Raw genomic sequence first — 23,781 nt, forward strand, 5'->3', positions numbered from 1 at the left:
GCCCGGGGCGAAGGCTTGAGCGCGAGGCGGGTTCGGCTAGGCTGCAGCGTTTGGGGGACGTGATGGCCTTGAGACTTTCGATACTGCTCGGGGCCGCGACGGCGCTGGTTCTCGTTACGGGTTCGTCGGCCGCGCCGCGCTCGCCGGTGGTGACCAATCCCGACTGGCTGCAGCAGCCGAGCGCGGACGACATCGCCCAGCATTATCCGAAGGTGGCGATGGGCCTGCAGATCGACGGCAGGGCGATCGTCTCCTGCGTGGTCGATTCCTACGGCGCGCTTGAGAACTGCGCCCTGGTGAGCGCGACGCCCGCGGGGCTCGGCTTCGGCGAGGCCGCGATGGCGCTGACCAGGCGGTTCCGCATGAAGCCGAAGATGGTCGACGGCCGTCCGGTAGAGGGCGGGACGGTGCGTATTCCGGTCCGCTTCGCCGGGCCCAAGTTCGAGGGGGAGGCTCCGACGCGGGCGGCGGTCTCGCCTGACGCGTTGCAGCCTGCGCGGCGGATCGTCGAGGCGACGCGGAGCTCGGGCGCACTCGCTGCGGCGATCGAGACCATAGTCCGGAGCGCGGATCTGGAGAGCCCCGGTGTCGATGCCGCGACCATCGAAGCCGGCCGCCAAGCGTTTCTCGCCACCACGCCTGTCCTGCGCGAGCGATTGGCCGAGGCGATGCCGCGGGTCTATGCGGAGATCTTCAGCCCATCGGAGCTGCAGGAGATCGCAGCCTTCATGGAGAGCACGACCGGGCGGCGGATGGCGGCAGGTCAGGCCGAGGTCGCCCGGCGCATGGGCGAAGAACTGGCAGGCTCGGCCCCACAGATCCTCAAGGCGGCGCGCGCGGAGTTCTGCCAGGCCCGCAATTGCGATCCTGCCCCGACGCCTGCGGACCTGCGGCAGATGGCGGCCACCGAGGTGATCGTCACCGCGCCGGAATGGAGCGAGCAACCTGGCGGGCAGGAGATCCTGGCGGCCTATCCGGGCGCGCCGAGAAGCCTGCTGATCAGCGGCTGGGCGCGGCTCGCCTGCAGGCTCGACAAGATGGGATTGCTTACCGAGTGCAAGGTGGTGCTGGAGCGTCCTGCGGACCTCGGATTTGGCGCTGCGGCCCTCTCCCTCGTCCCCAGATATCGGCTGGCGCCGCGGCTGATGGCCCAGGGGGCGGGCGGCGAGAGCGTCGCTCTGACGGTCCCGTTCGTGGCGCCTCCCCTGCCCGCCGCCCCGGCCGATGAGGCGCGCAAGCCCCAGCCCTCGAAAGCGCTCGACCTTGCGCGGGAACTCGTGAAGGGGCGCGCCGAGGAGGCGGCCGCCATGAGATCGGCCCTTGCCGACATGTTCGCCGATCCAGGCCTCGCGCCTTCGCCCCTGCAGCCCCGGACGGACGCGGTCGCCGCCTATCTGCGCGCATTCGACGCAGCGGTCCCGGACATCCGGGAGGCCGGCGCGGAGGCCTATGCCGCCGCTTTCACCGAGGAACAGCTAGGCCATCTGCTGGCGTTCCGCCGCAGCCCGGCCGGTCTCGCCTGGATCGCCAAGGGAGCCGCCGTCAGCGAAGCGCTCCGGCGGGAGCTCTCGATCATCAACGCCGCCCATGTCAGGGATGCGCGGAAGATCTTCTGCGAGAAGCGGAGCTGCGAGGTCGGCTGACCTGCCTTAGACCCGCAGCGGCATCAGGACGTACTGGACATCGGCGTCCACCGGGTCGAGCACCAGGGCCGGATCGTTCGGGCCGCCGAAGCGGAACTCGGCGATCTCGCCGGCGATCTGGTCGGTCACGTCCAGCAGGTAGCGGGCGTTGAACGACAACTCGAAGGCCTCGCCGGCGTACTCGACTTCCAGTTCCTCGACGGCCTGGCCGGCTTCCATGTTGCGGACGGTCAGGATGATTCGGCCGGGTTCGATAGCCACGCGGACCGATCGGCTCTTCTCGGCCGAGATGGTGGCGACGCGGTCGACGGCCTGGGCGAACAGCTTGTTGTCCACCAGCATGACCCGGTCGTTCCCCTTGGGGATCACGCGGCTGTAGTCGGGGAACGAGCCGTCGATGACCTTGGAGGTCAGGGCCGCGCCGTTGAAGTCGAGGCGGATCTTCTGCGGGCTGACCTGCAGGTCGACGCTCTCGCCGGCGTCTTCGAGCAGGCGGCGGGCCTCGGCGATGGTCTTGCGCGGGACGATGACGCCCGGGGCGCCGGCCGAGCCTTCCGGCGCGGCCATCTCGGCCAGGGCCAGGCGATGGCCGTCGGTGGCCACGGCGCGCAGCTTCTGGGCGCCGTTTTCCACGACCGTGTGCAGGTAGAGGCCGTTCAGGTAGTAGCGCGTTTCCTCGGTGGAGATGGCGAAGCGGGTCTTGTCGATGAGGCGGATAAGGTCGGTGACGTCCACGCCGACGCGGCTGGACAGCCCTTCCGAGGACATGACCGGGAAGTCGCCAGCCGGCAGGACCGGCAGGTTGAACCGCGAGCGGCCGGCCGCGACGGTGAGGCGCGGATCTTCGCCGGTGAAGGACAGCGAGACGTCGGCGCCCTCGGGCAGCTTACGGACGATCTCGTAGAGCGTGTGGGCCGGCGCGGTGATCTGGCCGGGCTGGTCCACCTGGGCCAGGGCCTCGTCGATGATCTCCATGTCCAGGTCGGCGGCCGAGAAGGTCAGCCGGTCGCCCTCTGCCGATAGCAGCACGTTCGAGAGGATCGGGATGGTGTTGCGGCGCTCCACCGCGCTCTGCACATGTCCCAGCGCCTTCATCAGCGCCGCCCGTTCGATCGTCAGCTTCATGTTCAGGTCCGAATCTCCAGACGCCGGCGCCACGGCGCGCCGCCGCCCCCTACGCTGGAGGGACTTGGGACATTAGCCGAAATGCAGCGCTGTTAAAGGCCCCTGCAACCATCTGGGCCGGGGATCGCTGCTAAACCCTTCAAGCGTCAGCGATATCGAAGCGCACGGAGGAGCGGCCGAAGTCGAGGGCGACGGTCTCGAACTGGGTCAGGAGGTCGATGCCCAGCATGATGGTCGGGGTGTCGTGCAGGTCCCAGAGCTTGAAGACCGGCATGTCGGTGAACACCACCGGGACGTTGCCCAGGTTGAGGCCGCCGATGCGGATGAAGGGCAGGTAGAGCTGGTCGCCGCCGATCGATTCGCCGGCGATCGACATCAGGGTGACCTTCTGCGCCAGGGCGTTGGCGGTGCGGTCGGTCTGCTCGATGATCCGGCGCAAGGCCCTGTTTCCAATGGAGAATTGCGAGCCCGAATCGATCATCGCGCTGATCTTCCGGCCATTGAGGTCGGCGTCGACCATGGTGAGCTGGCCGGACTTGCGGCGGGCCGGCACCACCACCCGGCCCTTGCGGGCGCCGTCGTCGCGCGAGCGGGTGATCTCCAGCATCTGGCCGGCGAAACCCATCACCAGCCGCTGGCCCTTGAGCCAATCGACCCCCAGCACGCCGTCGATGTCGAAGCCCGACATGGGCAGCACCGGGGCCGAAACCCGCTTGCGGGTGCGGGTGGCGATCTCGAGCTTGTCGATCAGCACGCTCTCGCGGGCGCGCCGCCCGACGATGGTGTTGACCTCTATCCGCGGGCCGGCGGGCAGTTCGAGGGTGCGGGCGAGGGTCTGAGACACGCAGGAAACATTGGCCCCGGTGTCGACCATGAAGCGGTAGGGACCCTCGCCGTTGATCCTCACCGGCGCGGTGATGTGCTCGAACATCTTGCGGGTGAGAGCGATCGCCGCCGGGCTCTCATCGGCAGGTTCTGGCGAAATCGTCTCAGGAACCTGCCCGAAGGCCAAAGCGGGGAGAGCGGCCAGAAAGCCCCCGGCGGCGGCCATTCTGCCCAGCGCGAGGCGGCGAGTCTGTGACCCGACCAACACGTTCCGCTCCCTTATGTTCTATGGCGCAGCCTACGCCCGGAGTCGGATAACGTCAATATTTAGAAGGAGTTGTCACCAAACTGCAGGTTGTGATCGGCAACCCCTCGGATCAATCCGAAACCTGCGCCTGGGTCCGGGTCTCCTCGGGAATGGCGGCGCTGGCCATCAGGGTCAGGAAGCCCATCAGGCCGGCGGCGATCCACAGCGCCTGGGCGCCCAGGCGGTCGAAGGCGACCGCCCCGAGGGCCGCGCCGCTGATCAGGCCGAACCAGAGGATGAAGGGCGAGACCCAGGCGGTGAAGTTGCGGTCGAGCACCGCGGCGGTCAGGCCCTTGCCCAACTTGACCAGGGCGCCGGTCATGTAGGTCACCCCGAACCGCACCTCGCCGTTCGAAGCGAAGACCGTGTTCTCCGCGCCCATGGCGAAGGCGAGCAGGAAGATCGCGGCCGGGTGCGCCTTGTCCGGGCTGATCGCGGCGGCGATGACCAGCAGCAGGGTCACGAAGCCGAGCACGGCCGGCGCCCGGCGCGGAGCCTTGCGCCCCACGACGGCGCCGGCGGAAACGCCGAGCACGAAGCTGCCGATCAGGCCCAGCGCCAGGAAGGCCGAGGGCGAACCCTCGGCCAGGCTGACCGCCAGGCGCGTCGAGTTGCCGCTCATGAACGAGACGAAGAAGCCGCCGGTGATCAGGAAGCCGACGCCGTCCACGAAGCCGGCCACGGTCGAGAGGCCGGACGCGAGGGCGCGCTCGCGGTACATAAGGTGTTTCAGCTTACGCTCTCCGGGAACTCTTTCGCTTGGAACTCTGCTTCCGGCTCGTCATGGCCGGGCCGTCGGGCCCCCGGGCCATCCATGGACGCCGAGGGTCGCCGGAGACGGTCGTGTTTATGGATCCCCGGCACGCTGGCGCGGCCGGGGATGACGATCTGAAGAGAGCGGAACGAAGGCGTCACGCCGGGGAGCTCGACTCTTACGCCTTGGTGTCCACCGAGCCGCCGGACTCGCCGCCGCCAGCGGCGTAGGGGTTGGCGCCCGATGCGCCGTCGCCGCCGGAGGGAGCCTCGCCGCCCGAGCCCTTGGCCGCGACCACCACCATGGCCGGGCGGATCAGGCGGCCGAGCAGCTCGTAGCCCGGCTGCAGCACCTGGATCACGCCGCCGGCGGCGACCTCGGCCGAGGGCTGCTCCATCATCGCCTGGTGCTGGTGGGGGTCGAACTTCTCGCCCTTGGCCGGGTCGATCTTCTTGAGGCCGTTGTTCTCGAAGGCGGTCATGAGCGACTTGTGGGTCATCTCCATGCCGACCACGAAGTTCTTCACCGCCGGATCGTCGACCGGGGAGGCCAGGGCGCGGTCCAGGGTGTCGGCGACGGCCAGCAGGTCGCGGCCGAACTTCTGGATAGCGAAGGCGCGCGCGTCGTTGGCCTCGCGCTCAGCGCGGCGCTTGGAGTTCTCGGCGTCGGCGGCCACGCGCAGGACCTGGTCCTTGAGGGCCTGGTTCTCGGCGCGCAGGGCGATGAGTTCATCGGCCGCGGCGTCCGCCACTTCGTTCACTTCTTCGGCCGGCGTTTGATCGTCGGACATTTTCTCTGTTCCTCTACGCTTTCGTCACCTGGGACAGCACCCGGGCGGTATAGTCCACCAACGGGATCACCCTGGCATAATTCAGGCGCGCCGGGCCAATCACGCCGATCGCCCCGAGCACCTTCTGTCGGCCCGTCATATAGGGCGCGGCGATCACGGCGGAACCCGAAAGCGAAAACAGCCGTGTCTCGGCGCCGATGAAGATGCGCACGCCCTGGGCCTGGCGCACGTCATCCAGCAAACCGATCAACTGTTCCTTTTGTTCGAGATCGTCGAACAGCATGCGCACGCGCTCGAGGTCGTCCAGCGCCTGGCGGTCGCCCAGCAGGTTGGCGCGGCCGCGCACGATCAGGGCCCGGCCCTCGTCCTCGCCGCCGCCGCTCCAGGCGGCCATGCCCTCTTCGACCAGCCGCGCGGCGGTCTCGTTGAGCTGGCGGCGCGCAGCCTCCAGCTCGCCGCGGATCTCCACGCCCGCCTCCACCAGGGTGCGGCCGCGCAGCCGGGCGTTCATGAAGTTGGACGCCTCCTGCAGCGAGGAGGGCGTGACGCCGGCCGCCAGCCGCATCAGCCGGTTCTCCACCGCCCCGTCCTCGAAGACCATGATCGCCAGGGCCTGCTCGGCCGAGAGGGCGACGAACTCCACGTGCTTGACGCCCGCGTCCCGGGCCGGGGTGACGACGATGCCGGCCCCGCCGGCCAGGCCCGAGAGGATGGCCGAGGCCTCGTTCAGCGCCTCCTCGAAATTGCGTCCCTTGGTCGCCAGCCGCACGTCGATCTCGCGGCGCTCGTCCTCGGGCAGGTCGCCGACCTCCAGCAGGCCGTCGACGAACAGCCGCAGGCCCGCATGGGTGGGGATGCGCCCGGCGCTGACGTGCGGCGCGCCCAGCAGGCCCAGATGGGTCAGGTCCTGCATGGTGTTGCGGATCGAGGCGGGGGAAAGGTGGACCCCGCCCTTGGAGAGGGTGCGCGAGCCGACCGGCTCCCCGGTCTCCAGATAGCCCTCCACGACCCGGCGGAAGATGTCGCGCGCCCGCTCGTCCAGCTCGGCGAGCGACGGGCCGGGGGAAAGCAGCGGGTGGGTCACCACGGGTAGGTCACGATGGGCAGGTCGGGGGGGCGGCGCAGCTCGGTCAGGGCCATGGACGGAACCTCTCGCATCTAGGATAAGCCGCCCGACGCAAGACGCCAGACCCCTTCCGTTTCAAGGACCACCATGCGCCCCTCCGACCGCACCGCCGACATGCTCCGCCCCGTGACGCTGGAAGTGGGGGTCAACCGCTATGCGGAGGGCTCGTGCCTGGCGAGCTTCGGCCACACCAAGGTGCTGATCACCGCCAGCGTCGAGGACCGGGTGCCCGGCTTCATGCGCGGCCGCGGCGTGGGCTGGGTGACGGCCGAGTACGGCATGCTGCCGCGCGCGACCCACACCCGCGGCCGGCGCGAGGCCTCGGAGGGCAAGCAGTCGGGCCGCACCCAGGAGATCCAGCGGCTGATCGGCCGCTCCATGCGCGCGGTGGTGGACCCGGTGGCCCTGGGCGAGCGCCAGGTCTCCATCGACTGCGACGTGATCCAGGCCGACGGCGGCACCCGCACCGCGGCCATCACCGGCGCCTGGGTGGCCCTGCGCATGGCGACCCGCTACCTCCTGGACGAGGGCGTGATCACCAAGGACCCGATCCTCGACCAGGTGGCGGCGATCTCCTGCGGCGTCTTCAAGGGCATCCCGGTGCTTGACCTGGAATACGAAGAGGACTCCAACGCCGAGGCCGACGCCAACTTCGTGCTGACCGGCAAGGGCGACATCGTCGAGATCCAGGCGACCGGCGAAAAGCGTGGGTTCACGCAAGGCGAGTTCGAGGCGCTGTTCTCGCTGGCCCGCAAGGGGATCGGGGAGCTTTGCGAGGTGCAGCGGGCGGTGACTGGCGGGTAGGCTGGGCGAGAGGCGGGGCCGAGACAGCGGGTAATCGACCTGCTGAGCATCCGCTTAGAAGGCGGTTGTCTCGTTCGGCCTCGCAGGTTCACCGGTGGGCTCGTAGCGGACCTTGGGACGGACCGCTCCATGTCCGCACGCGAAGCTGGCCCCCTCAGTACACGAGGCTTGGGCGTTGAAAGCTCCGCAGCGAGCCTCGTCTACGCGGCCACCTTCACGAGACCCAGGCCTTGAATCTCATCCAAAATGACCCGGCTTAATCGCAGCGGTGTAACGTCCAGGTCGCGGAGCCACGCCCTGGCTTCAGCCACGCCAAGCTCAGAATTTGGAAAATGTGGCTCGAGCGCTGCAGCCGCGATGCGCGACAGGCCCAGCTCCATAAACGACCAACCTGAACGCGTTGAGACACCCAATTCCAGCGCGAGGGGGAAATCGAAGATCTCCTTTACCCGGTCACCGCGACCAGTATGGCGCAACGCGTGGCTAAGCACGTCTACGTATGCCTTGCCCAACTGAACGTATTGGAAGCGGATCACATCCTCGATCAACTCGAACTCCTTCCGAATGACATCATTGATGTCGGTCGGCTTGGGCGGTCGCTTCCTAGTTTTGGGGTTTCGCATGAGCTCCTCTTCGTACTCCTTGAGCTTCTTCTTGCGGCCGCGCTCGGCTCTCTTGATGGCATCCGCCAAGAGCGCGGGATATGGCTTGCCCTGCATCCACTTGACGGCGACTCCCGCGACAAGGATGGGGAACCTACTCGCGGAAAGGTTCACCAGCCGCTGAACCCTCATGAAAATGGATTCGTAGGCCTCTTTCGCCGCCAAGTAGTCGTGCGGATTTCGAGGAATGAGAGTGTCGATCTCATCATTGGAAATCTTGGCGACTAGCTCGTTGAAGAGGCGCTTGAGACCGAATGGATCGATCGTCCAGTTTGTCGCGAGGAGGGAGGCCGGTAGTGCAATCTCCTCGCTCGCTCGCTCCGCAGCTTCGACTAGGTCCCCGCGCTTCTGCAGATCGATGGATTTGAGAGACCGCTCTGCGAAGATTTCTATGTCGCCGCGTGCGGCCCGGGCGATGAGGAGGCCGGCCGCCGCCCGCACGTTGGCAATCTCGTCGTTTCCCGGAAGTTGCCGTGGCAACTCCCCCGAAAGTGCCTGCAGAATGTCGTCTCGGCGCTCGGTCGCCACCTTCGAAAAAGCTGGCTCAATTCGAAAGCCTACGAACTTGTTCATTGGCCGTTCGGGCCAGTCATCATAGTCGACCAGGAACACGTTACCAACGATATCTGCCTTCATGCGGCCGGCACGCCCCGCGAAATTCCAAAGCGCTGCCGGCTCCAGTCGTGAGCTCGTCCCTCGTGTCGGAGTGTCTATGAACACGTTGCGTGCAGGTAGATTGACGCCCTGAAAGAGTGTCGTCGTGCAAACTAGGTAATTGAGGGCTCCGGACTTGAAGGCACTTTCAATCCCCTCTCTTAAGAGGGTTGGCATCTTGCCATAGTGGAAAGCCACGCCTCGCCGCACCAAGCCGCTCAGGGAATAGCGCGGATGAATATGCTTTTCGATAAACTCAGCTAGGTCGCGGAGCTGGTTGTTGTCTTGGTCCTTGCAGTCCTGAAAGAGCTGCAGCGCTACGTTTTCCGCGTCTTTAGGGCCAGTCGCGTAAACCAGCGAGCCGCCTGTTCTGCCAAGCTCAAGGGCAACTGCTGCAAGCCGGTTGGCCGGCAAATCAAAGCCTCGCTGGCTTTGCAAAGTCCCCAATGCGACCGACCCAAGCGCTGTTAGAAGCCGCAGCTTCAAGCTGCGGGGTTCGGCAGCCTTGCTAACCAGGATCCGGTTCTGAATGACGGACGGCAGGAGAGACACCGAAGGCTGAAGTTTTTTAATGCCGACAGCTTGGGCGACGTCATCGAAGCCCTCTGCTCCAGGGGCTAGAAAGATGACCCTCGTCTTGTCTTTGCGAGCCACCGCCTGCTCAAGGCATTCCTGCAGGATCATGCCTCTGGCGCCGTCCGAAAGGTTTTGCGCCTCGTCCACAACGATGAGGTCGAACTCGATGTTAGACACGGCAAGAAGAACCTGAAGCCGCTCCTGGGTGAGGATGAAGACTTGCTGGTCGGGATTGGTTGGATCGATGGTCGGGACCGTCGTCACGCGTACATGCTCCGAAGTGGCGAGCCGCCGCTGAACAGAGGCATATACTTCTGAAAGTAAGGCGCGGGTCACCCTGGCGCACAACGTCCCCAGCCGCGAGGCGGTGGACGCGGTCTTCGCCCAGGCGGTGTCGGTGGGCGCAAGGCCGGTGAAGCCGCCGCAGGAGGTCTTCTGGGGCGGCTATTCCGGCTATTTCGCCGATCCGGACGGGTATCTGTGGGAGGTGGCGCACAACCCGTTCACGGACCTGACCTGAGCCGCCGGCGCCGGCGGCGCGGAGGCCCGGGGCGCCGTCCCGGTCCCCATTCGTGTCTCGCGATCCGCGCCGGCTTGGTGCAAGACCAGGCGGCGAACCCGGCGCGGTCATGGACGCCGGGGCGGTTCGTCAGGGTGGGGGTGGAGTCTTGGGCGCGTCGGGGGTGATGCTTTCGGTCATGGGTTTCGCCATGGTCGCGACGTTCATGACGCTGATCATGACGCGGCGGCTGACGCCCCTGGTGGCCCTGATCTCGGTTCCGATCATCTTCGGCCTGCTGGCGGGCTTCGGGAGCGACCTGGGGCCGATGATGCTGGACGGCATCAGCAAGATCGCGCCGACCGGCGTGCTGCTGATGTTCGCCATCCTCTATTTCGGGCTGATGATCGATTCCGGCCTGTTCGACCCGCTGGTCGGCCTGCTGCTGCGGCTGGTGCACGGCGACCCGGTGAAGATCGTGGTCGGGACGGTGGTGCTGGCGACCCTGGTCTCGCTCGATGGGGACGGCTCCACCACCTACATGATCACCGTCGCGGCCCTGCTGCCGCTCTATCGGCGGATGGGGCTCAACCCGCTGATCATGGCCTGCCTGGTCATGCTGTCGAGCGGGCTGATGAACCTGACGCCCTGGGGCGGGCCGACCGCGCGGGTGGCCACCGCCCTGCAGGTCGAGGCCGCGGAGATCTTCCTGCCGATGATCCCGGCCATGGCGATCACCTTCGTCTGGCTGCTGGCGCTGGCCTATTTCTACGGCCGCCACGAGCGCCGGCGGCTCGGGTCGCTGAGGCTGGGCGAGGAGGCGCCCGTCTTCGGCGAGGGGCTCGCCGGTGACGCCGGCGTCGACGAGATCGTCGACGTGGGCCATGGCGGGTTCACCGTCTCCTCGGACATCGCCGCGCGCCGGCCGCGGCTGATCTGGTTCAACGCCGTGCTGACGGCGGCCCTGATGGCGCTGCTGGTGCTGGGCGTGATGCCGCTGCCGGTGCTGTTCATGGCCGCCTTCTGCGTCGCGGGCGTGGTCAACTATCCCAGCATCGCCGAGCAGAAGGCGCGGGTGGCGGCGCACTCGGCCAATGTCATGGCGGTGGTCTCGCTGATCTTCGCGGCCGGGATCTTCACCGGCATCCTCAACGGCACCGGGATGGTCGAGCACATGTCGCGCAGCCTGCTGGCGGTGATCCCGCCGGCGCTGGGCCCGTACATGGCGCCGATCACCGGGCTGATCAGCCTGCCGATGACCTTCTTCGTCTCCAACGACGCCTTCTATTTCGGCATGGCGCCGATCCTGGCCGAGACCGCCTCGCACTACGGGATCAGCGCCCAGGCCATCGGCCGCGCTTCGCTGGTCGGCCAGCCCCTGCACCTGCTGAGCCCGCTGGTGCCCTCGACCTATCTGCTGGTCAGCCTGGCCGGGGTGGAGTTCGGCGAGCACCAGAAGTTCACCGCCCGCTGGGCGGTGGCGACCTCGCTGGTGATGCTGGTCGCCGCCATGGCGGTCGGGGCCTTCCCGCTGGTCGCCGGACGGTGACGCGTCCGGGTTTCACCCGGGCTCGGCGTCGACCTTGTTGTAGGGGTACTGGTCGCGGATCTCGTAGGCGAAGAACTGGCCTTTGGAGTCGGCTTCCAGGAAACTTCGGTGCACCTCGCCGGGGACGCCGACATAGACGTAGCGGTCGCCGTCTATGAAGGTGACGAAGAGCTTGGCGCGCTCGGCGTCGTAGGACACATCGCGGATGGCTTCGGAGTCGACCTGCATGGCGGGGCCTCCCAATCTTCCGTGGACCCGGTATTAGCGCGAGGGGCTAAGGACGGTTCCGTGCGCCCCTTCGCCGTGCCAAGCTGAACCGGACGCGGGCTTACGGCGCAAGGCCGTGGGGAGGGAACATGCAACCGCACAGCTATGTGGCCTTGGTCACCATCGCCGCCGTACTGGTCTATCTATGGATGGGGATCCGGGTCGGACGGGCGCGGGTGAAGAGCGGGGTGGCCGCCCCGGCCATGACCGGCGACCCGGTGCTCGAGCGGCACATCCGGGTGCACTACAACACCCTGGAATGGCTGCCGGCGTTCCTGGTGGGGCTGTGGCTGTTCGCCATCTACTGGAACGAGCTCTTCGCCGCCGCCATGGGCGTGGTGTGGATCGTCGGGCGGATCGTCTACGCCCTGGGTTATGTGGCCGATCCGAAGAAGCGCGAGGCGGGCTTCCTGATCCACCTCCTGGCGACGGCGGTGCTGCTGCTGGGCGCGGCGGGCAGGATCGGCTGGACGGCTTTCGCAGGTTAGCGGAACAGCACGATGGCCTGGGAGATCGCCAGGCCCGTGACCACCAGGCCGACCACCCAGGTGAGCGCCCGCAGCGGCATGACCTTGGTCATCCAGCCGGCGATCGGGGCGGCGACCACCCCGCCGGCGATCAGGCCGAGCACCGACCAGAGGTGCTCGGCGAGGCCCTCGGTGCGCCAGTGGCCGCTGACCAGGGCGGCGAGGAAGGCGGCGGACACCGCTGCGGCGACGAAGGCCTCCGCCGCGTTGGTGGTGCCGATCGCCTTGCGCGGGTCGGCGCCCGAACCGAGCAGGGTGGAGGTCACCACCGGCCCCCAGCCGCCGCCGCCGACGGCGTCGAAGAAGCCGCCGACCAGGCCCAGCGGGAGGGGCGACTTCCAGGAGAACGGCTTGGGCCGCACGCCCTTCCAGGCTCGGTAGAGGATGACGAGGCCCATCAGGCCCAGCCAGGCGACCACATAGGGTTTGATGGCGTCGCCATCGACCGAGGTCAGCAGGTAGGTGCCGGCCACGCCGCCCACGACGCCGCCGGCCGCCAGCAGCACCAGCAGCCGCCAGTCCACGTTGCGGTGAGCGATGTGCGAGATCGCCGAGGCCGCCCCGGTGAACACCTTGGCCGCATGCACGCTCGCAGAGGCGCTCGCCGGCGGCACGCCGTTGGCCAGCAGCACCGTCGTTGACACGACGCCGTAGGCCATGCCCAGCGCACCGTCGACGATCTGGGCCGCAAAGCCCACAGCGCCGTATAGCCAGAATTCAGGACTCATCGCCCCTCCACATCGCAGGGCGCATTCGCAGAGCTTCCCCAGGGAGGCAATGGGGATTACCTCGGGGCGGAATCAGCATTTCTGCGTCAGGCCCCTCCCACGATGGCTCTTCCGGTCGATCCCGCGCGCTACGCCGCCTTCCTGACGGTGATGGCGGTAATGGCGATCACGCCTGGGCCGGCGAACCTGTTTTCCATCGCCACGGGCGCGCAGCGCGGCAATGTGGCGGCGCTGATCGGCGTGGCGGGCATGAACACCGCGACCCTGGTCTGGTTCGCCGCCGCGGCGCTGGGGCTGGGCGCGCTGATCCTGGCGTTCCCGCAGGTCTTTCACCTGCTGGCGTTCGGCGGGGCGGCCTATATCGCCTGGCTGGGGCTGAAGTCGCTGAAGGGCGCGTTCGAGGCGCGCGAGCCGGCCGGACACGCAGAGGCGCGGCGGGGCAGGTCGGCCTTCCTGGACGGGTTCGCGGTGCAGATCGCCAATCCGAAGGCGATCCTCTTCTTCACCGCCGTGCTGCCGCCGTTCCTCGACCCGGCCCGGCCGCTGCCGGCCCAGCTCGCGGCCTTCGCCTGCGCGACGCTCAGCCTCGATGTCCTGGCGATGAGCGCCTATGGCCTGGGTGGCGCGGCGATGGCCGCAAGGATGAACGAGCCGCGTTTCCGCAAGGGATTCTCCGTCGTCGTCGGCCTGCTGCTGATGACCGCGGCGGTGTTGATCGCGCTCAAGGCTGGGCAAGCGTAACAAGCGCAACCATAATTGTGTCCAGGTGTTTTCGTCTGGTGCAGTCCTCCCCCGCGTCCGGGGATTTTCGGGTCCGAAGTCATGTCACGCAAATCCGTCGCCATCATCGCGAGCCTTGCGCTCGCCGGCCTGGCAGCCGCCTGCACCACGGCCACGCCCTATCAGCCCAACATTCCTGGCCAGCAGGTCTCGGGCGGCTATTCCGAGCAGCAGATCGAAGCCAACCGGTTCCGGGTCAATTTCGCCGGCAACAGCCTGACCTCGCGTGAAACCGTCGAGGGCTATCTGCTCTATCGGGCGGCCGAACTGACCGTCCAGCAGGGTTTCGACTGGTTCTCCATCGTCGACCGCAGCACCGAGGCGGACCGCCGGACCTATATCGAGCGCGATCCGTTCTTCAGCCCCTGGTACGGCCCGGCCTACGGCTACTGGCGTCCGTCCTGGCGCTATTACGGCGGCGGCTTTGGCTGGCGCACCTGGGATCCCTACTGGGGCTCGCCTTTCTGGAGCGACAGCGTCGACGTGCGCACGGTGACCAAGTTCGAAGCCAGCGCCGAGATCGTCATGCATCGCGGCGCCAAGCCGGCCGACGATCCGCGCGCCTTCGACGCCCGGGCGGTGGTGAACAATCTCGGCCCGCGGATCGTCCGTCCGGCGGGTTGAGGTTTCCGAGCCGGAGTTGGGCCATGGCCCTGTCGTGAGGGGGGACGCGCTCCCACAGAGGGGACTAGCGGTGGCTGGTTAGGCGTGCGGGGGCTTCTTCCTCGTCGGCCGCGAGAGGCGCTGGGCGGCCGATGGCGTAGCCTTGCACTTCGGCGCAGGCCTCAGCGCGGAGGAATTCGAGCTGTTCAGGGGTTTCCACGCCCTCGGCGGTGACGGGGATGTCGAGGCTGCGGCCAAGGCTCAGCACCGCCCGTACGATCGCCGTGGCGCGGTCGTGCCGGTGGATGTTCTCCACGAAGCTCTTGTCGATCTTGATCTTGTCGAACGGGAACGACTGCAGGGTCGAGAGCGACGAGAAGCCGGTGCCGAAGTCGTCCATGGCGATGCGCACGCCCAGCGCCTTCAGCCGGCGCAGGTTGCCCAGGGCCCGCTGGAAGTCCTTGAAGAGCGCGGTCTCGGTGATCTCGAGCTCGAGGCGCGAGGGGTTCAAGCCGGTTTCCACGAGGACACTGTGCACCAGGGCCGGCAGGTCCGGCTGATGCAATTGCACCGGCGAGAGGTTGACCGCGATTCTCAAGGGATTGTCCCAGGCCGCGGCGTCGGCGCAGGCCTGGCGCAGCACCCATTCGCCTAGCGGCAGGATCAGGCCGCTCTCCTCGGCGATCGGGATGAACTCCATGGGCGGCAGCAGGCCGCGGACCGGGTGTCGCCAGCGGACCAGGGCCTCGAAGCCGCAGACTGCGCCGTCCTCGGCCCGGGCCAGCGGCTGGTAGTGCAGCACCAGTTCGTCGGTGGCGATCGCTTCGCGCAGCTCCCGCGCCAGGCCCCGACGCTCGCGGATGGACTCGTCCATCTCGCGCTTGAAAAAGGCGTAGACGCCCCGGCCGCTGTCCTTGGCCCGATAGAGGGCCATGTCGGCCTTGGCGAGCAGCGCGCCGCCGGTGTCGCCGTCGTGGGGATAGAGGCTGACGCCCAGGCTGGCGCCGATGCGCAGGTTCTGGTCGCGGTAAAGCACCGGCGTGCTCAGAGTCTCCAGCAGGGTCGAGCAGAGCTCGGCGGCCGCGGTGGGCTGGTGGCCCGCGCCGATCTGGATCACCACGAACTCGTCGCCGCCCAGGCGCGCGGCGAAGGACGGGGCGGTCACCGTGCGCCGCAGGCGCTCGGCAGTCGCGGTCAGCACGGCGTCGCCGGCCTGGTGGCCATGCAGGTCGTTGGCTTCCTTGAAGTGGTCGAGGTCGATGCAGATGACCGCCAGGGCCTCGCCGGAGGCCGCCGCCTGCTCGAGCGCCTGGCTCAGGCGCTTCTGCATGGCATTGCGGTTGCCGAGGCCCGTGAGGCCGTCGTGCTCGGCCAGATAGCGGATTTTCTCCTCGGCGGTCCGGCGCTCGCGCAGGTCGCGGACGGCCAGCACGGTCAGGTCCTCGGCCGCCTCGCCCTTGCCGGGCTCGAGGACGCGGGCGAAGGCCTCGACGGGGATTTCCGCGCCGCCGCCGACGGGCCGCAGGCGTCCCTCGCGCCGGCCCTCGACCGGCAGGCCGTCGAAGTCGAGCATCTCGGTCAGCGGCCGGTCGACCAGGTCGTCGATCTGGGCGGCGGAGATGGCGCAGAAGGCGGCGTTGGCGTCCTGGATGCGGTCGCCGCGGACCACCACTATGCCTTCATAAGCGGCGTCGGCCAGGCGACGGAGCCGGTTCAGGGCCTGGGCGTTGGCCGCGCCCTCGATGAGCACGGCGGCCAGGCCCCCCAGCATGATGAGGCCGACGATCAGGGTGACGGCCAGGGTCATCATCACCGAGGACAGCATCTGGCCCGGGACCTGGATGCTGCTGTCGGGGATGACGGTGATGGCCGCCATGCCGCCGAAATGGACGGCGCAGATCGAGAGGGTGAGCAGCAGGCCTGCGATGACCTGACGCTCGGCGCTGTGGGCTCGCTGGGCCTTCCACATGGCGGCGGCGGCAAGCGCGGCCCCGATGGCGATGGAGGCGGCGACCAGGGAGAGATCCCGGCTCAGCCGGCCCTCGGTCACATAGCCCGACATGCCGACATAGTGCATCGCCGCGATCCCGAGCCCGGCCAGCATGCCGGCCACGGCGCGGGTCGGCGGCGTGCGCGCCACGGCGGCGGCGGCGAAGGCCGCGCCCATGAACAGCACGGCGACGAGCAGCGAGGCGAGGGTCCCTCCTGGCAGGAAGCCGGAGGGCAGGCCCGTGTCGAAGGACAGCATGGCGATGAAGTGGGTCGCCCAGACGGAACAGCCGGCGACCAGGCCGGTCAGCAGCATCCAGGCCGCGCGCACGAGGACGCCCGCGGCCTCGCGCATGCGCGAATAGAGACGGAAGGCGGTGAAGCAGCCGCCGAAGCAGACGAACGCGGCCACGACGACGAGGCGAAGATCGTGCGCCGTCGCCAGGCACGTCAGCACTTTGAACACTAGGGGACGCCTTGGAGGGATGGAGAAACTTCGAGCTGAAGCTAGCCCGCCAGGGTAAAGAAACTCCCCATCCGCACGGCAGACGTGTTCATGGCCCGGTCACTCGCCAGCCTACGCCCACCTGGGTCACCAGCGGCATGCCGCGAAGGCGTTCGACCAGATGGCCGGCGACGTCGGCCCCGAGGCCGCCGGCCTCGATGCGGATGGAGATGGCGTCATCGCCCTGCTCGGCCTGGAGGCTGAGGATCTCGGCGCCCTGGGCGGAAAACGGGCCGAGCACGCGCAGCAGGGCGTCCCGGGCCGGGCGGGCGCGTACGAGGAAGGTGCGGCGGGGTTCGAGGGCGGGCTCACCCATGGCGTCTGCCTTTGTAGGCCTGCGAGAGCAGCAGGCGGCCGGCGTCGTCGAAGGCGCGCAGGCGCAGAACATCCTCGGCCGCCTCGGTCGCCCAGATCAGCTCGCAGGTCGGCGCGCTGCTCGGCCAGGCGAGGTCCAGGGCCTGCTCGACGGCGAACAGGGTCTCCAGGCCCCCGTCGGCCGCCAGGGTGGCCTCCAGGCGGGCCGTCTGTTCGAGCAGGGCCTCGGCGGCCAGGGCGTCGGCGAAGCGCCTGGCGGCGTCGCCGGCCCTCAACGGCTGGGTGGGTTCGGTGGTGTCCATGGTTCAGTCCTTCGTTTGGAGGACCGATGGAGCGCGCAACAAAAAACCCCGCTGCCTTTCGGGAGCGGGGTTCCTGATCTTGCGATCCGTCGGCCTTGTTAAAGCGCGAGCGTTCGCCCCGTCCCGATGTAGGGGGTCATGGTAATGAGCATCATGGTGGTTTTCGACGCGCAGGCGGCCGGGCGCGCGAGGCTGCGCGCGCTCATCGGTCCGGCGATGTCGAAAGCCAGTGTCATCGGGCGGCTCTATAGCCCAGGCGGGTTTGATGGCGCAACAGGGGGTGTCTTGCGCGGGGCAGAAGAGCGGGCGCAGCCTCTGCGAGCGGCTTGCCAGTTCGTCATGGCTGGGCCGTCAGGTCGCGGCCATCCTTAGACCCCGAGGGGGCGCAGAGTTCCCGCAGCGGGGGCGCATCTGATCGTTCGGGACTTCCGGGTCTCGTTCCAATCCTCTCGGGGAGGATTGGAGCGGGCGATGAGATTCGAACTCACGACCCCAACCTTGGCAAGGTTGTGCTCTACCCCTGAGCTACGCCCGCGTTCCTGGCCGCGGGATGCGCGACCGGAAAACAAAAGGGCCGCCTGAGGGCGGCCCCTGCTGGGGTTCGATTTTCGATTGGAGCGGGCGATGAGATTCGAACTCACGACCCCAACCTTGGCAAGGTTGTGCTCTACCCCTGAGCTACGCCCGCACCCCGAAGCGACCTGGTTTCCCGCGCCGCCCGAAAATCGAGAGCGGGCTTATGGCAGAGGGCCCGCACGTTGGCAACACCCCTATCAGCCAAATTTCGGATTCTTCAGGCGACGCTTGTTCACATGGTCCTTCGGCGCCTCTCCGGTGTCCTCCGGGAACTCCCCGCGGAAGTAGTAGCGCTGCCAGGCTTCCTTGGTGGCGTCGGGGTCGGCGCGGAAGATCCGCTTGTTGAACTCGGCCCGGTGCTTCTCCCAGGTGTCGTACTGGTCGCGGAGTTCGGGGTTGCGGTCCATGCCCCGGATCACCGGCTGGAAGTCGGCCAGTTCGCGGTCCTTGGTGAGGGTGATGAAGCAGAAGGGCTCCCCCTTCTCGAACCGCACCCGGCCCGGCCGCGTGAAGATCCAGTTCATGGTGAAGGGGAAGGGCAGCCAGTCGGTCTCCACCAGGCCGGCCAGCGGCTGGATGCCGTCCTTGACGTGGTTGGGCGGTCCCTGGGCGATCATCGACCAGCCCGGCGGGGTGCGGAAGAGGTAGCCGGGGTGGAAGGTCATGACCCCGTGGCTGAAGTGGCTCTTCACGAAGTTATGGAAATCCGGGTGCGGCCGGTCGGAGGTCAGCTTGATGTCCTCCTGCATCAGGCCGCCGTTCCACTCGGCGGTGAAGGCCATCGGACAGAGGATCTCCCAGCCGGTGGTGTTGGCCATGCTCAGCGGCAGGCAGCGATACGGATGGCGCTCGGCGAAACGGTCCATCCAGGCGCGCTGCGGACGGCCCGGCACGATTTCCGGCGGACGCTCGGCGGTGGGATAGCACTCGAGCTCCATGGCTTCCTCCAACTTCGGCTCACTTGCGCCCATTGCTCTAGCCAGCATCCGCCCCGACCGCTAGCGGCCACGGCGCCCCATGGGCTAAGCAAGCCGGCATGAAGACCCGCGCCGACCTTCTCGCCTTCTTCGACGCCCACGGCATCGAGCACGACACCACCGACCACGTGGCGGTGTTCCGGGTGGGCGAGGGCGAGGGGATCAAGGACGATATCCCCGGCGCGCACACCAAGAACCTGTTCCTGAAGGACGCCAAGGGCCGGCTGTGGCTGATCTCGGCCCAGGACGACACGGTGATCGACTTAAAGCGCCTGCATACGGTGATCGGCTCGGCGCGGCTGTCGTTCGGCCCGGCCGAGCTGATGGAGGCGACCTTGGGCGTGACGCCGGGCTCGGTGACCGCCTTCGGGCTGATGAACGATGCCGGCCGGCAGATCACCTTCGTGCTGGACCGGAGGTTGGCGCAGGCCGAGCGGGTGAATTTCCACCCGATGACCAACACCGCCACGACCGGTGTGTCGAAGGCAGGCTTCCGGCAGTTCCTGGCGGCGCTGGGGATCGAGCCGATCGTGGTGGATTTCGCGGCGATGAGCGTGGTGGGCTAGACGCCCTCGAACAGCACGCCCAGCGCGCCGCTGACGGCGTAGGCTTCCTCCTCGGTCAGCATGCGCACCGGTTGGCGTCCCAGCTCGCGCAGCGGAACGGCCGCCATCTGCAAGGGAAGAAGCATGACCTTCTGCCCCTCGACCTCGAAGCAGGGCGTCAACCTCAGGGGTTGCGCGGGCAGGTCGATCGCCGCGATGAGCGGGATGACGACGCGGGTGTTGGTCGGGTGCAGCAGATCGGACTGCACATCGACGACCAGCACGCCGCTCGGAAGCCTGTAGACGCCGTTCTTCATCAGAACTGTCGGTATTGCGCCAGCGGCAGGCCCTCTTTCTCGACCTTGGCGTTGTACCAGTGGAAGAACGGACGATTGTCGGCCTGCCAGCGTCGCGCGCGCTCGGCCGCGACCGCTGCTTCCAGGCCGCTCTCGCAGGCGCGCGAGAGGTTCAGGCCGAGAGCCTTGGCTTCATCGACCAGGGCGCCTGGAAGCGTGAGGTTCAAGCGCTGGCGACCAGGGGGGTGTGCGTTCTCCATGCGCATAACATAAGCGAGCATGCGCATGCTTGCCAGTCGGGTCCAGTTACGCGCCGAGTTCGCCCCCGGAACGCCTGACCGCCGTTGAAGCGTGCGACGTTAAGGACCATTTTAGCGGCCGGGCGCGTTACGCCCTGGCAAGCCTCCTATCCGGAAGACGATCTATGAGCCTCATCGGCGAGACCCAGCCCCAAGCCTCCGACCTGATCAAGGACGGTACGGACCAGAGCTTCATCGCCGACGTGATCGAGGCGTCCAAGGAGACGCCGGTCATCGTCGATTTCTGGGCGACCTGGTGCGGCCCGTGCCGCCAGCTCGGCCCGTCGCTGGAAAAGAACGTCCTGGCCGCCAAGGGCAAGGTGAAGCTGGTCAAGGTCGACATCGACGCCAACCCGCAGTTCGCCGGCCAACTTCGCGTGCAGTCGATCCCGGCGGTGTTCGCCTTCGTCGGAGGGCGGCCGGTGGACGGCTTCATGGGCGCCCTGCCCGACAGCCAGGTGAAGCAGTTCGTGGACCGCATCGCCGGCCAGGCGCCGGCCAACGCCACGGACGAGCTGCTGGCCATGGCCAAGGAGTCACTGGAGGTCGGTGACGTCGGCGGGGCCGCCCAGGCCTACGCCCAGGTGCTGCAGGCCGAGCCGGACAATGTGAAGGCCCTCGGCGGCCTGGCCCGCTGCTATCTGGCCGGCGGCGACCGCGAACGCGCCGCCGAGATCGCCGAGATGGCGCCGGCCGACGCCAGGGACGCCGACCTCGACAGCGTCCGGGCGGCCCTGGCCCTGGCCGAGGAAGGCCCCAGCGAGACCAGCGAGTTCGAGCAGCGGCTGGCCAAGGACGCCGACGACCACGAGGCGCGCTTCGAGATCGCCAAGGCCCTGGCCGCCCGCGGCGCCTGGGGCGAGGCCAGCGACCATCTGCTGACCATCATCGCGCGCGACCGCGCCTGGAACGACGAGGCGGCGCGCAAACAGTTGCTGACCATCTTCGAGGCGGCGGGCGCAGGTTCGGACATCACCCGGGCCGGGCGTCGGCGGCTCTCGTCGATCCTGTTCTCATAGGAGAGGAGGCGCATGCCGGCCGCCGTCTTCCGCAGAGCTTCCGACCTTCCGCAGGTCATCCCGGTGTTTCCGCTGGACGGCGCGCTGCTGTTGCCTGGCGGCGACCTGCCGCTGCAGATTTTCGAGCCGCGCTATCTGAACATGACCGACGACGTCATGGCCGGGGACCGGATGATCGGCATGGTGCAGACGCGGCCGGCGGGCGACCGGGTGCGGCCGAGCCTGGCCAATGTGGGCTGCGTCGGGCGAGTCACCAGCTTTTCGGAGACCTCGGACGGGCGCTACCTCATCACCCTGACGGGGGTCTGCCGGTTCCACATCAAGGAGGAGCTGTCTGTCACCACGCCCTATCGGCAGGTGCGGGCGGACTTCGAGCCCTTCGCCGACGACCTTTCCGTCGAGGCCGCCGACATTCCGGCCTTCGACCGCCGGCGGTTCGCCGGGGCGCTGAAGCGCTACCTGAACCGCCGCGAGCTGGACATCGACTGGGATACGGCCGAGAGCGCGCCGCTGGAGAGCCTGGTCACCAGCCTGGCCATGGGCCTGCCGTTCGACCCGCCGGAGAAGCAGGCGCTGCTGGAGGCGCAGACCGTGGCCGACCGCTGCGACGCCCTGACGGCGCTCCTGGAGATCGACAGCCTCGGCGCGGACGATGACGGACCGCAATCGATCCAGTAGAAGCCTGCCATGACCGACGCCTCCGCCACCCTGCCCATCCACGCCGAGATCGATCCACGCCTGCTGGAGATCCTGGTCTGTCCCGTCACGCACGGGCCGCTGGTCTATGACCGCGAGGCCGGGGAGCTGATCAGCAAGAGCGCCAAGCTCGCCTATCCGATCCGCGACGGCGTGCCGATCATGCTGCCGGAAGAGGCGCGCGCCCTCGACTAGAGCGCCTCGCCGCGGAGCAGGCGGGGCAGGTCGCCGGCCGCGCCGCCGGCGTCGGCCATGAAGAAGCGCCGGGCCGGGCCGATGCGGTTCACCGCCGACATCCCGACGCCGCGCGCCAGGCGCAGGACCGGGTTGTCGTTGGAGAACAGCCGGGTGAAGACGTCGGTGGCCGCGGCCAGCATGACGTTGTCGAAGTTGCGCCAGCGGGCGTAGCGCTCCAGCACCGCCTCGGAGCCGATATCCTCGCCCAGGCGCGCGGCCTCGACCAGGACTTGCGACAGGGCCGCAGCGTCCTTGAGGCCGAGGTTCAGGCCCTGGCCGGCGATCGGGTGGACGCCGTGGGCGGCGTCGCCCAGCAGGCCCACGCGCGGGCTGTAGAGCCGCTCGGCCAGTTGTAGCGAGAGCGGATAGGTGAAGACCGGGCCCTGGACGGTCGCCTCGCCGACGAACTCGCCGAAGCGGCGCTGCAGGTGGGCGTGGAAGGCTTCCGGCGAGGCGGCCTTGAGCGCCGCGGCCTTGGGGTGGCTCTCGGTCCAGACCAGGCTGGCGCGGTCCTCGGTGAGCGGCAGGATGGCGAAGGGGCCGCCGGGCAGGAAATATTCGTGGGCCACGCCCTGGTGGCCGCGCTCCAGCTTCACCGTGGCGACGACGCCGGTCTGCCGATAGTCCCAGCCGATGGTCCCGACGCCGATCTGGCGGCGCACGATGGAGCCGCGGCCCTCGGCGCCGATCACCAGGGGCGCGGTCAGCACCCGGCCGTCCTCCAGCCTGACCTTGGCCGCGCCGGTCTCGACCTCGACGGCGGCGACCTTGGCGGGGGCCTCGACGCGTATCTTCGCGCGGCCGACGCCGGCGGCCAGGGCCGCCCGGGTGCGGCGGTTTTCCATCATGTAGCCCAGCGGCTCGCCGTCCGAGCGGTCGGCGATCTCGGCGGAGTCGAACTGCAGGAAGAACGGGGTCGGCTTGGGGGCGGCCGCGCCGGGCGCGAAGCCGTCGGTGACCAGGATCTGCTCGATCCGCTGGGCGTAGGGCTCGATCTCGGCGGCCAGGCCGAGGGTGCGCCACTGGCGGAACGAGGCGAAGGCGATGGCCGAGGCGCGGCCGTCGAAGGTTGGCGCAAGCTGGTCGTCGAAGACGATCGGATCGATCAGCAGCGGCTCCAGGCCCCCGCTCTTGAGCGCCAGGGCCAAGGTCGCCCCCGCCATGCCGGCGCCGGCGATGATCACGTCCGCATCGAATGTCTGAGCCATGGGGCGATATGCCGACGAAAGCCGGGCAAGGTCCAGGGGCAAGGCGCGTTCGCTCTTCATGGTTGTGCGTGGGCGGTTTTGCAGGTCAAGCTGGGCCGGGCTTCCGGGAGGAGGGGTCATGGTTGCTGTCACAGCGCCGCCCGCCGGCCGCCGGCTAAGCGAACTGGTGGGCGTCGGCTTCTTTCTGGTCATGCTGGCGACCCTGCCGGCCTGGCTGATCTACGAGACCTGGTCGCTGCAGGAGGCCGAGCGGCGGGCCTGGGATATCAGCGGCCCGCCCTGTCCGGTGGTGGCGCACGGGGCGGCCTTCGCGGCCGACACGCCCTATGAGTTCTCCTATGGCGGGGCGCGTTTCGCGCGGCGCTTCGGGCATGCGAGCTGCGCCTCGCCGCTGGGCGAGGGGTTGATCCCCGGCGATCCCTACCGCGTCTGCCAGTTCACCGGCCCGGCGATGGTCGCGGTGGCGACGGAAAGGGGCGTGACCGTCTTCAAGCCGGGCGTGGGGCATCGCGCTACGGTCACGGTCCGAGACGGGAAGGCCTCGTGCGTGGTCGGAGGCTGGTTCGGGACGTGACTGGCGGAGCGGGCCCGGGTCTCA

At 68.3% G+C, this 23,781-nt stretch carries 28 protein-coding genes and 2 tRNA genes; 12 read left to right on the top strand and 18 right to left on the bottom strand.

The window, feature by feature from the left end; translation table 11 throughout:
- Positions 1-68 precede the first annotated feature (68 nt).
- Positions 69-1,643, top strand: a complete 1,575-nt coding sequence (locus ABID41_RS09235; RefSeq protein WP_354297451.1) for a TonB family protein — start codon at positions 69-71, stop codon at positions 1,641-1,643.
- Between the two features lie 6 nt (positions 1,644-1,649).
- On the opposite strand, the gene dnaN is transcribed toward ABID41_RS09235, so the two are convergent.
- The 5 genes from dnaN to hrcA form a co-directional block, all read right to left on the bottom strand.
- The gene (gene dnaN / locus ABID41_RS09240; RefSeq protein ID WP_354297452.1) at positions 1,650-2,768 is read right to left on the bottom strand and encodes a DNA polymerase III subunit beta; all 1,119 of its coding nucleotides are present in this window, start codon (positions 2,766-2,768) and stop codon (positions 1,650-1,652) included.
- 139 nt (positions 2,769-2,907) lie between these two features.
- Complete coding sequence (locus tag ABID41_RS09245) at positions 2,908-3,819, bottom strand: retroviral-like aspartic protease family protein (RefSeq protein ID WP_331930229.1); 912 nt, start codon at positions 3,817-3,819, stop codon at positions 2,908-2,910.
- A 151-nt stretch (positions 3,820-3,970) separates the two neighbouring features.
- Entirely contained in the window at positions 3,971-4,621 is a 651-nt protein-coding gene (locus ABID41_RS09250; RefSeq protein WP_331930227.1) for a YoaK family protein, read from the bottom strand.
- Positions 4,622-4,832: 211 nt separating this feature from the next.
- Positions 4,833-5,444, bottom strand: a complete 612-nt coding sequence (gene grpE / locus ABID41_RS09255; RefSeq protein ID WP_354297453.1) for a nucleotide exchange factor GrpE — start codon at positions 5,442-5,444, stop codon at positions 4,833-4,835.
- 13 nt (positions 5,445-5,457) lie between these two features.
- Positions 5,458-6,531, bottom strand: a complete 1,074-nt coding sequence (gene hrcA / locus ABID41_RS09260; RefSeq protein ID WP_354297454.1) for a heat-inducible transcriptional repressor HrcA — start codon at positions 6,529-6,531, stop codon at positions 5,458-5,460.
- A gap of 126 nt (positions 6,532-6,657) precedes the next feature.
- On the opposite strand from hrcA, the gene rph reads away from it, so the two are divergent.
- A complete protein-coding gene (rph, locus tag ABID41_RS09265; protein WP_354297455.1) occupies positions 6,658-7,374 on the top strand; it encodes a ribonuclease PH in 717 nt (238 codons plus the stop codon).
- 200 nt (positions 7,375-7,574) lie between these two features.
- On the opposite strand, the gene ABID41_RS09270 is transcribed toward rph, so the two are convergent.
- Positions 7,575-9,530: a helicase-related protein gene (locus ABID41_RS09270; RefSeq protein WP_354297456.1), complete on the bottom strand. Its 1,956-nt coding sequence runs from the start codon at positions 9,528-9,530 to the stop codon at positions 7,575-7,577.
- 73 nt (positions 9,531-9,603) lie between these two features.
- Between ABID41_RS09270 and ABID41_RS09275 the strand changes: the two genes are divergently transcribed.
- Both ABID41_RS09275 and ABID41_RS09280 read left to right on the top strand, forming a co-directional pair.
- On the top strand, positions 9,604-9,786 hold the full coding sequence (locus tag ABID41_RS09275) for a VOC family protein (RefSeq protein WP_354297735.1): 183 nt from the start codon (positions 9,604-9,606) through the stop codon (positions 9,784-9,786).
- A gap of 166 nt (positions 9,787-9,952) precedes the next feature.
- The gene (locus tag ABID41_RS09280) at positions 9,953-11,314 is read left to right on the top strand and encodes a CitMHS family transporter (protein ID WP_331932222.1); all 1,362 of its coding nucleotides are present in this window, start codon (positions 9,953-9,955) and stop codon (positions 11,312-11,314) included.
- A gap of 12 nt (positions 11,315-11,326) precedes the next feature.
- On the opposite strand, the gene ABID41_RS09285 is transcribed toward ABID41_RS09280, so the two are convergent.
- Positions 11,327-11,542 (bottom strand): KTSC domain-containing protein, encoded by a 216-nt coding sequence (locus ABID41_RS09285; RefSeq protein ID WP_331932219.1) that lies wholly within the window; start codon positions 11,540-11,542, stop codon positions 11,327-11,329.
- Between the two features lie 128 nt (positions 11,543-11,670).
- Between ABID41_RS09285 and ABID41_RS09290 the strand changes: the two genes are divergently transcribed.
- Positions 11,671-12,069, top strand: coding sequence for an MAPEG family protein (locus ABID41_RS09290; RefSeq protein WP_354297457.1), 399 nt, complete (start codon positions 11,671-11,673; stop codon positions 12,067-12,069).
- Here the strand turns inward: ABID41_RS09290 and ABID41_RS09295 are convergent.
- On the bottom strand, positions 12,066-12,836 hold the full coding sequence (locus tag ABID41_RS09295; protein ID WP_331932217.1) for a sulfite exporter TauE/SafE family protein: 771 nt from the start codon (positions 12,834-12,836) through the stop codon (positions 12,066-12,068). The genes ABID41_RS09290 and ABID41_RS09295 overlap by 4 nt on opposite strands.
- 102 nt (positions 12,837-12,938) lie before the next feature.
- On the opposite strand from ABID41_RS09295, the gene ABID41_RS09300 reads away from it, so the two are divergent.
- Entirely contained in the window at positions 12,939-13,577 is a 639-nt protein-coding gene (locus ABID41_RS09300) for a LysE family translocator (RefSeq protein WP_331932216.1), read from the top strand.
- 81 nt (positions 13,578-13,658) lie between these two features.
- A complete protein-coding gene (locus ABID41_RS09305; RefSeq protein WP_331932215.1) occupies positions 13,659-14,240 on the top strand; it encodes a CC0125/CC1285 family lipoprotein in 582 nt (193 codons plus the stop codon).
- A gap of 64 nt (positions 14,241-14,304) precedes the next feature.
- Here the strand turns inward: ABID41_RS09305 and ABID41_RS09310 are convergent, their stop codons facing one another.
- The 7 genes from ABID41_RS09310 to ABID41_RS09340 form a co-directional block, all read right to left on the bottom strand.
- Positions 14,305-16,674, bottom strand: coding sequence for a bifunctional diguanylate cyclase/phosphodiesterase (locus ABID41_RS09310; RefSeq protein ID WP_354297458.1), 2,370 nt, complete (start codon positions 16,672-16,674; stop codon positions 14,305-14,307).
- Positions 16,675-16,762: 88 nt separating this feature from the next.
- The gene (locus ABID41_RS09315; RefSeq protein WP_331928618.1) at positions 16,763-17,029 is read right to left on the bottom strand and encodes a hypothetical protein; all 267 of its coding nucleotides are present in this window, start codon (positions 17,027-17,029) and stop codon (positions 16,763-16,765) included.
- Positions 17,022-17,330 (bottom strand): hypothetical protein, encoded by a 309-nt coding sequence (locus tag ABID41_RS09320; protein ID WP_331928616.1) that lies wholly within the window; start codon positions 17,328-17,330, stop codon positions 17,022-17,024. The genes ABID41_RS09315 and ABID41_RS09320 overlap by 8 nt, the downstream gene beginning before the upstream one ends.
- 98 nt (positions 17,331-17,428) lie before the next feature.
- Complete coding sequence (locus tag ABID41_RS09325; RefSeq protein WP_331928614.1) at positions 17,429-17,566, bottom strand: hypothetical protein; 138 nt, start codon at positions 17,564-17,566, stop codon at positions 17,429-17,431.
- A gap of 224 nt (positions 17,567-17,790) precedes the next feature.
- Positions 17,791-17,865: transfer RNA gene (locus ABID41_RS09330), tRNA-Gly, on the bottom strand.
- Positions 17,866-17,943: 78 nt separating this feature from the next.
- Positions 17,944-18,018 (bottom strand) — tRNA-Gly (locus ABID41_RS09335).
- A gap of 85 nt (positions 18,019-18,103) precedes the next feature.
- Positions 18,104-18,844: a DUF6065 family protein gene (locus tag ABID41_RS09340; protein ID WP_331928612.1), complete on the bottom strand. Its 741-nt coding sequence runs from the start codon at positions 18,842-18,844 to the stop codon at positions 18,104-18,106.
- A gap of 98 nt (positions 18,845-18,942) precedes the next feature.
- On the opposite strand from ABID41_RS09340, the gene ABID41_RS09345 reads away from it, so the two are divergent.
- Positions 18,943-19,449: a prolyl-tRNA synthetase associated domain-containing protein gene (locus tag ABID41_RS09345; RefSeq protein ID WP_331928610.1), complete on the top strand. Its 507-nt coding sequence runs from the start codon at positions 18,943-18,945 to the stop codon at positions 19,447-19,449.
- Here ABID41_RS09345 and ABID41_RS09350 read toward each other — a convergent pair.
- Positions 19,446-19,745, bottom strand: a complete 300-nt coding sequence (locus ABID41_RS09350; RefSeq protein WP_331928608.1) for a CcdB family protein — start codon at positions 19,743-19,745, stop codon at positions 19,446-19,448. The genes ABID41_RS09345 and ABID41_RS09350 overlap by 4 nt on opposite strands.
- On the bottom strand, positions 19,745-19,951 hold the full coding sequence (locus ABID41_RS09355) for a type II toxin-antitoxin system CcdA family antitoxin (protein WP_331928606.1): 207 nt from the start codon (positions 19,949-19,951) through the stop codon (positions 19,745-19,747). Before ABID41_RS09355 ends, ABID41_RS09350 begins: the two co-directional genes overlap by 1 nt.
- 197 nt (positions 19,952-20,148) lie before the next feature.
- Between ABID41_RS09355 and ABID41_RS09360 the strand changes: the two genes are divergently transcribed.
- From ABID41_RS09360 to ABID41_RS09370, 3 genes are read left to right on the top strand one after another with little or no spacing between them, the layout of a single operon-like run.
- Positions 20,149-21,042: a co-chaperone YbbN gene (locus ABID41_RS09360; protein WP_331928604.1), complete on the top strand. Its 894-nt coding sequence runs from the start codon at positions 20,149-20,151 to the stop codon at positions 21,040-21,042.
- A gap of 12 nt (positions 21,043-21,054) precedes the next feature.
- The gene (locus ABID41_RS09365) at positions 21,055-21,720 is read left to right on the top strand and encodes an LON peptidase substrate-binding domain-containing protein (RefSeq protein WP_331928602.1); all 666 of its coding nucleotides are present in this window, start codon (positions 21,055-21,057) and stop codon (positions 21,718-21,720) included.
- Positions 21,721-21,729: 9 nt separating this feature from the next.
- Positions 21,730-21,933: a Trm112 family protein gene (locus ABID41_RS09370; protein ID WP_331928600.1), complete on the top strand. Its 204-nt coding sequence runs from the start codon at positions 21,730-21,732 to the stop codon at positions 21,931-21,933.
- On the opposite strand, the gene ABID41_RS09375 is transcribed toward ABID41_RS09370, so the two are convergent.
- Positions 21,930-23,183, bottom strand: a complete 1,254-nt coding sequence (locus tag ABID41_RS09375; protein ID WP_354297459.1) for a UbiH/UbiF/VisC/COQ6 family ubiquinone biosynthesis hydroxylase — start codon at positions 23,181-23,183, stop codon at positions 21,930-21,932. The two genes, ABID41_RS09370 and ABID41_RS09375, sit on opposite strands and share 4 nt — an antisense overlap.
- A 118-nt stretch (positions 23,184-23,301) precedes the next feature.
- Between ABID41_RS09375 and ABID41_RS09380 the strand changes: the two genes are divergently transcribed.
- Complete coding sequence (locus ABID41_RS09380) at positions 23,302-23,757, top strand: hypothetical protein (protein ID WP_331932873.1); 456 nt, start codon at positions 23,302-23,304, stop codon at positions 23,755-23,757.
- Positions 23,758-23,781 lie beyond the last annotated feature (24 nt).

Origin of the sequence: Phenylobacterium koreense, assembly GCF_040545335.1 — a bacterium.
GTDB lineage: Bacteria > Pseudomonadota > Alphaproteobacteria > Caulobacterales > Caulobacteraceae > Phenylobacterium > Phenylobacterium koreense.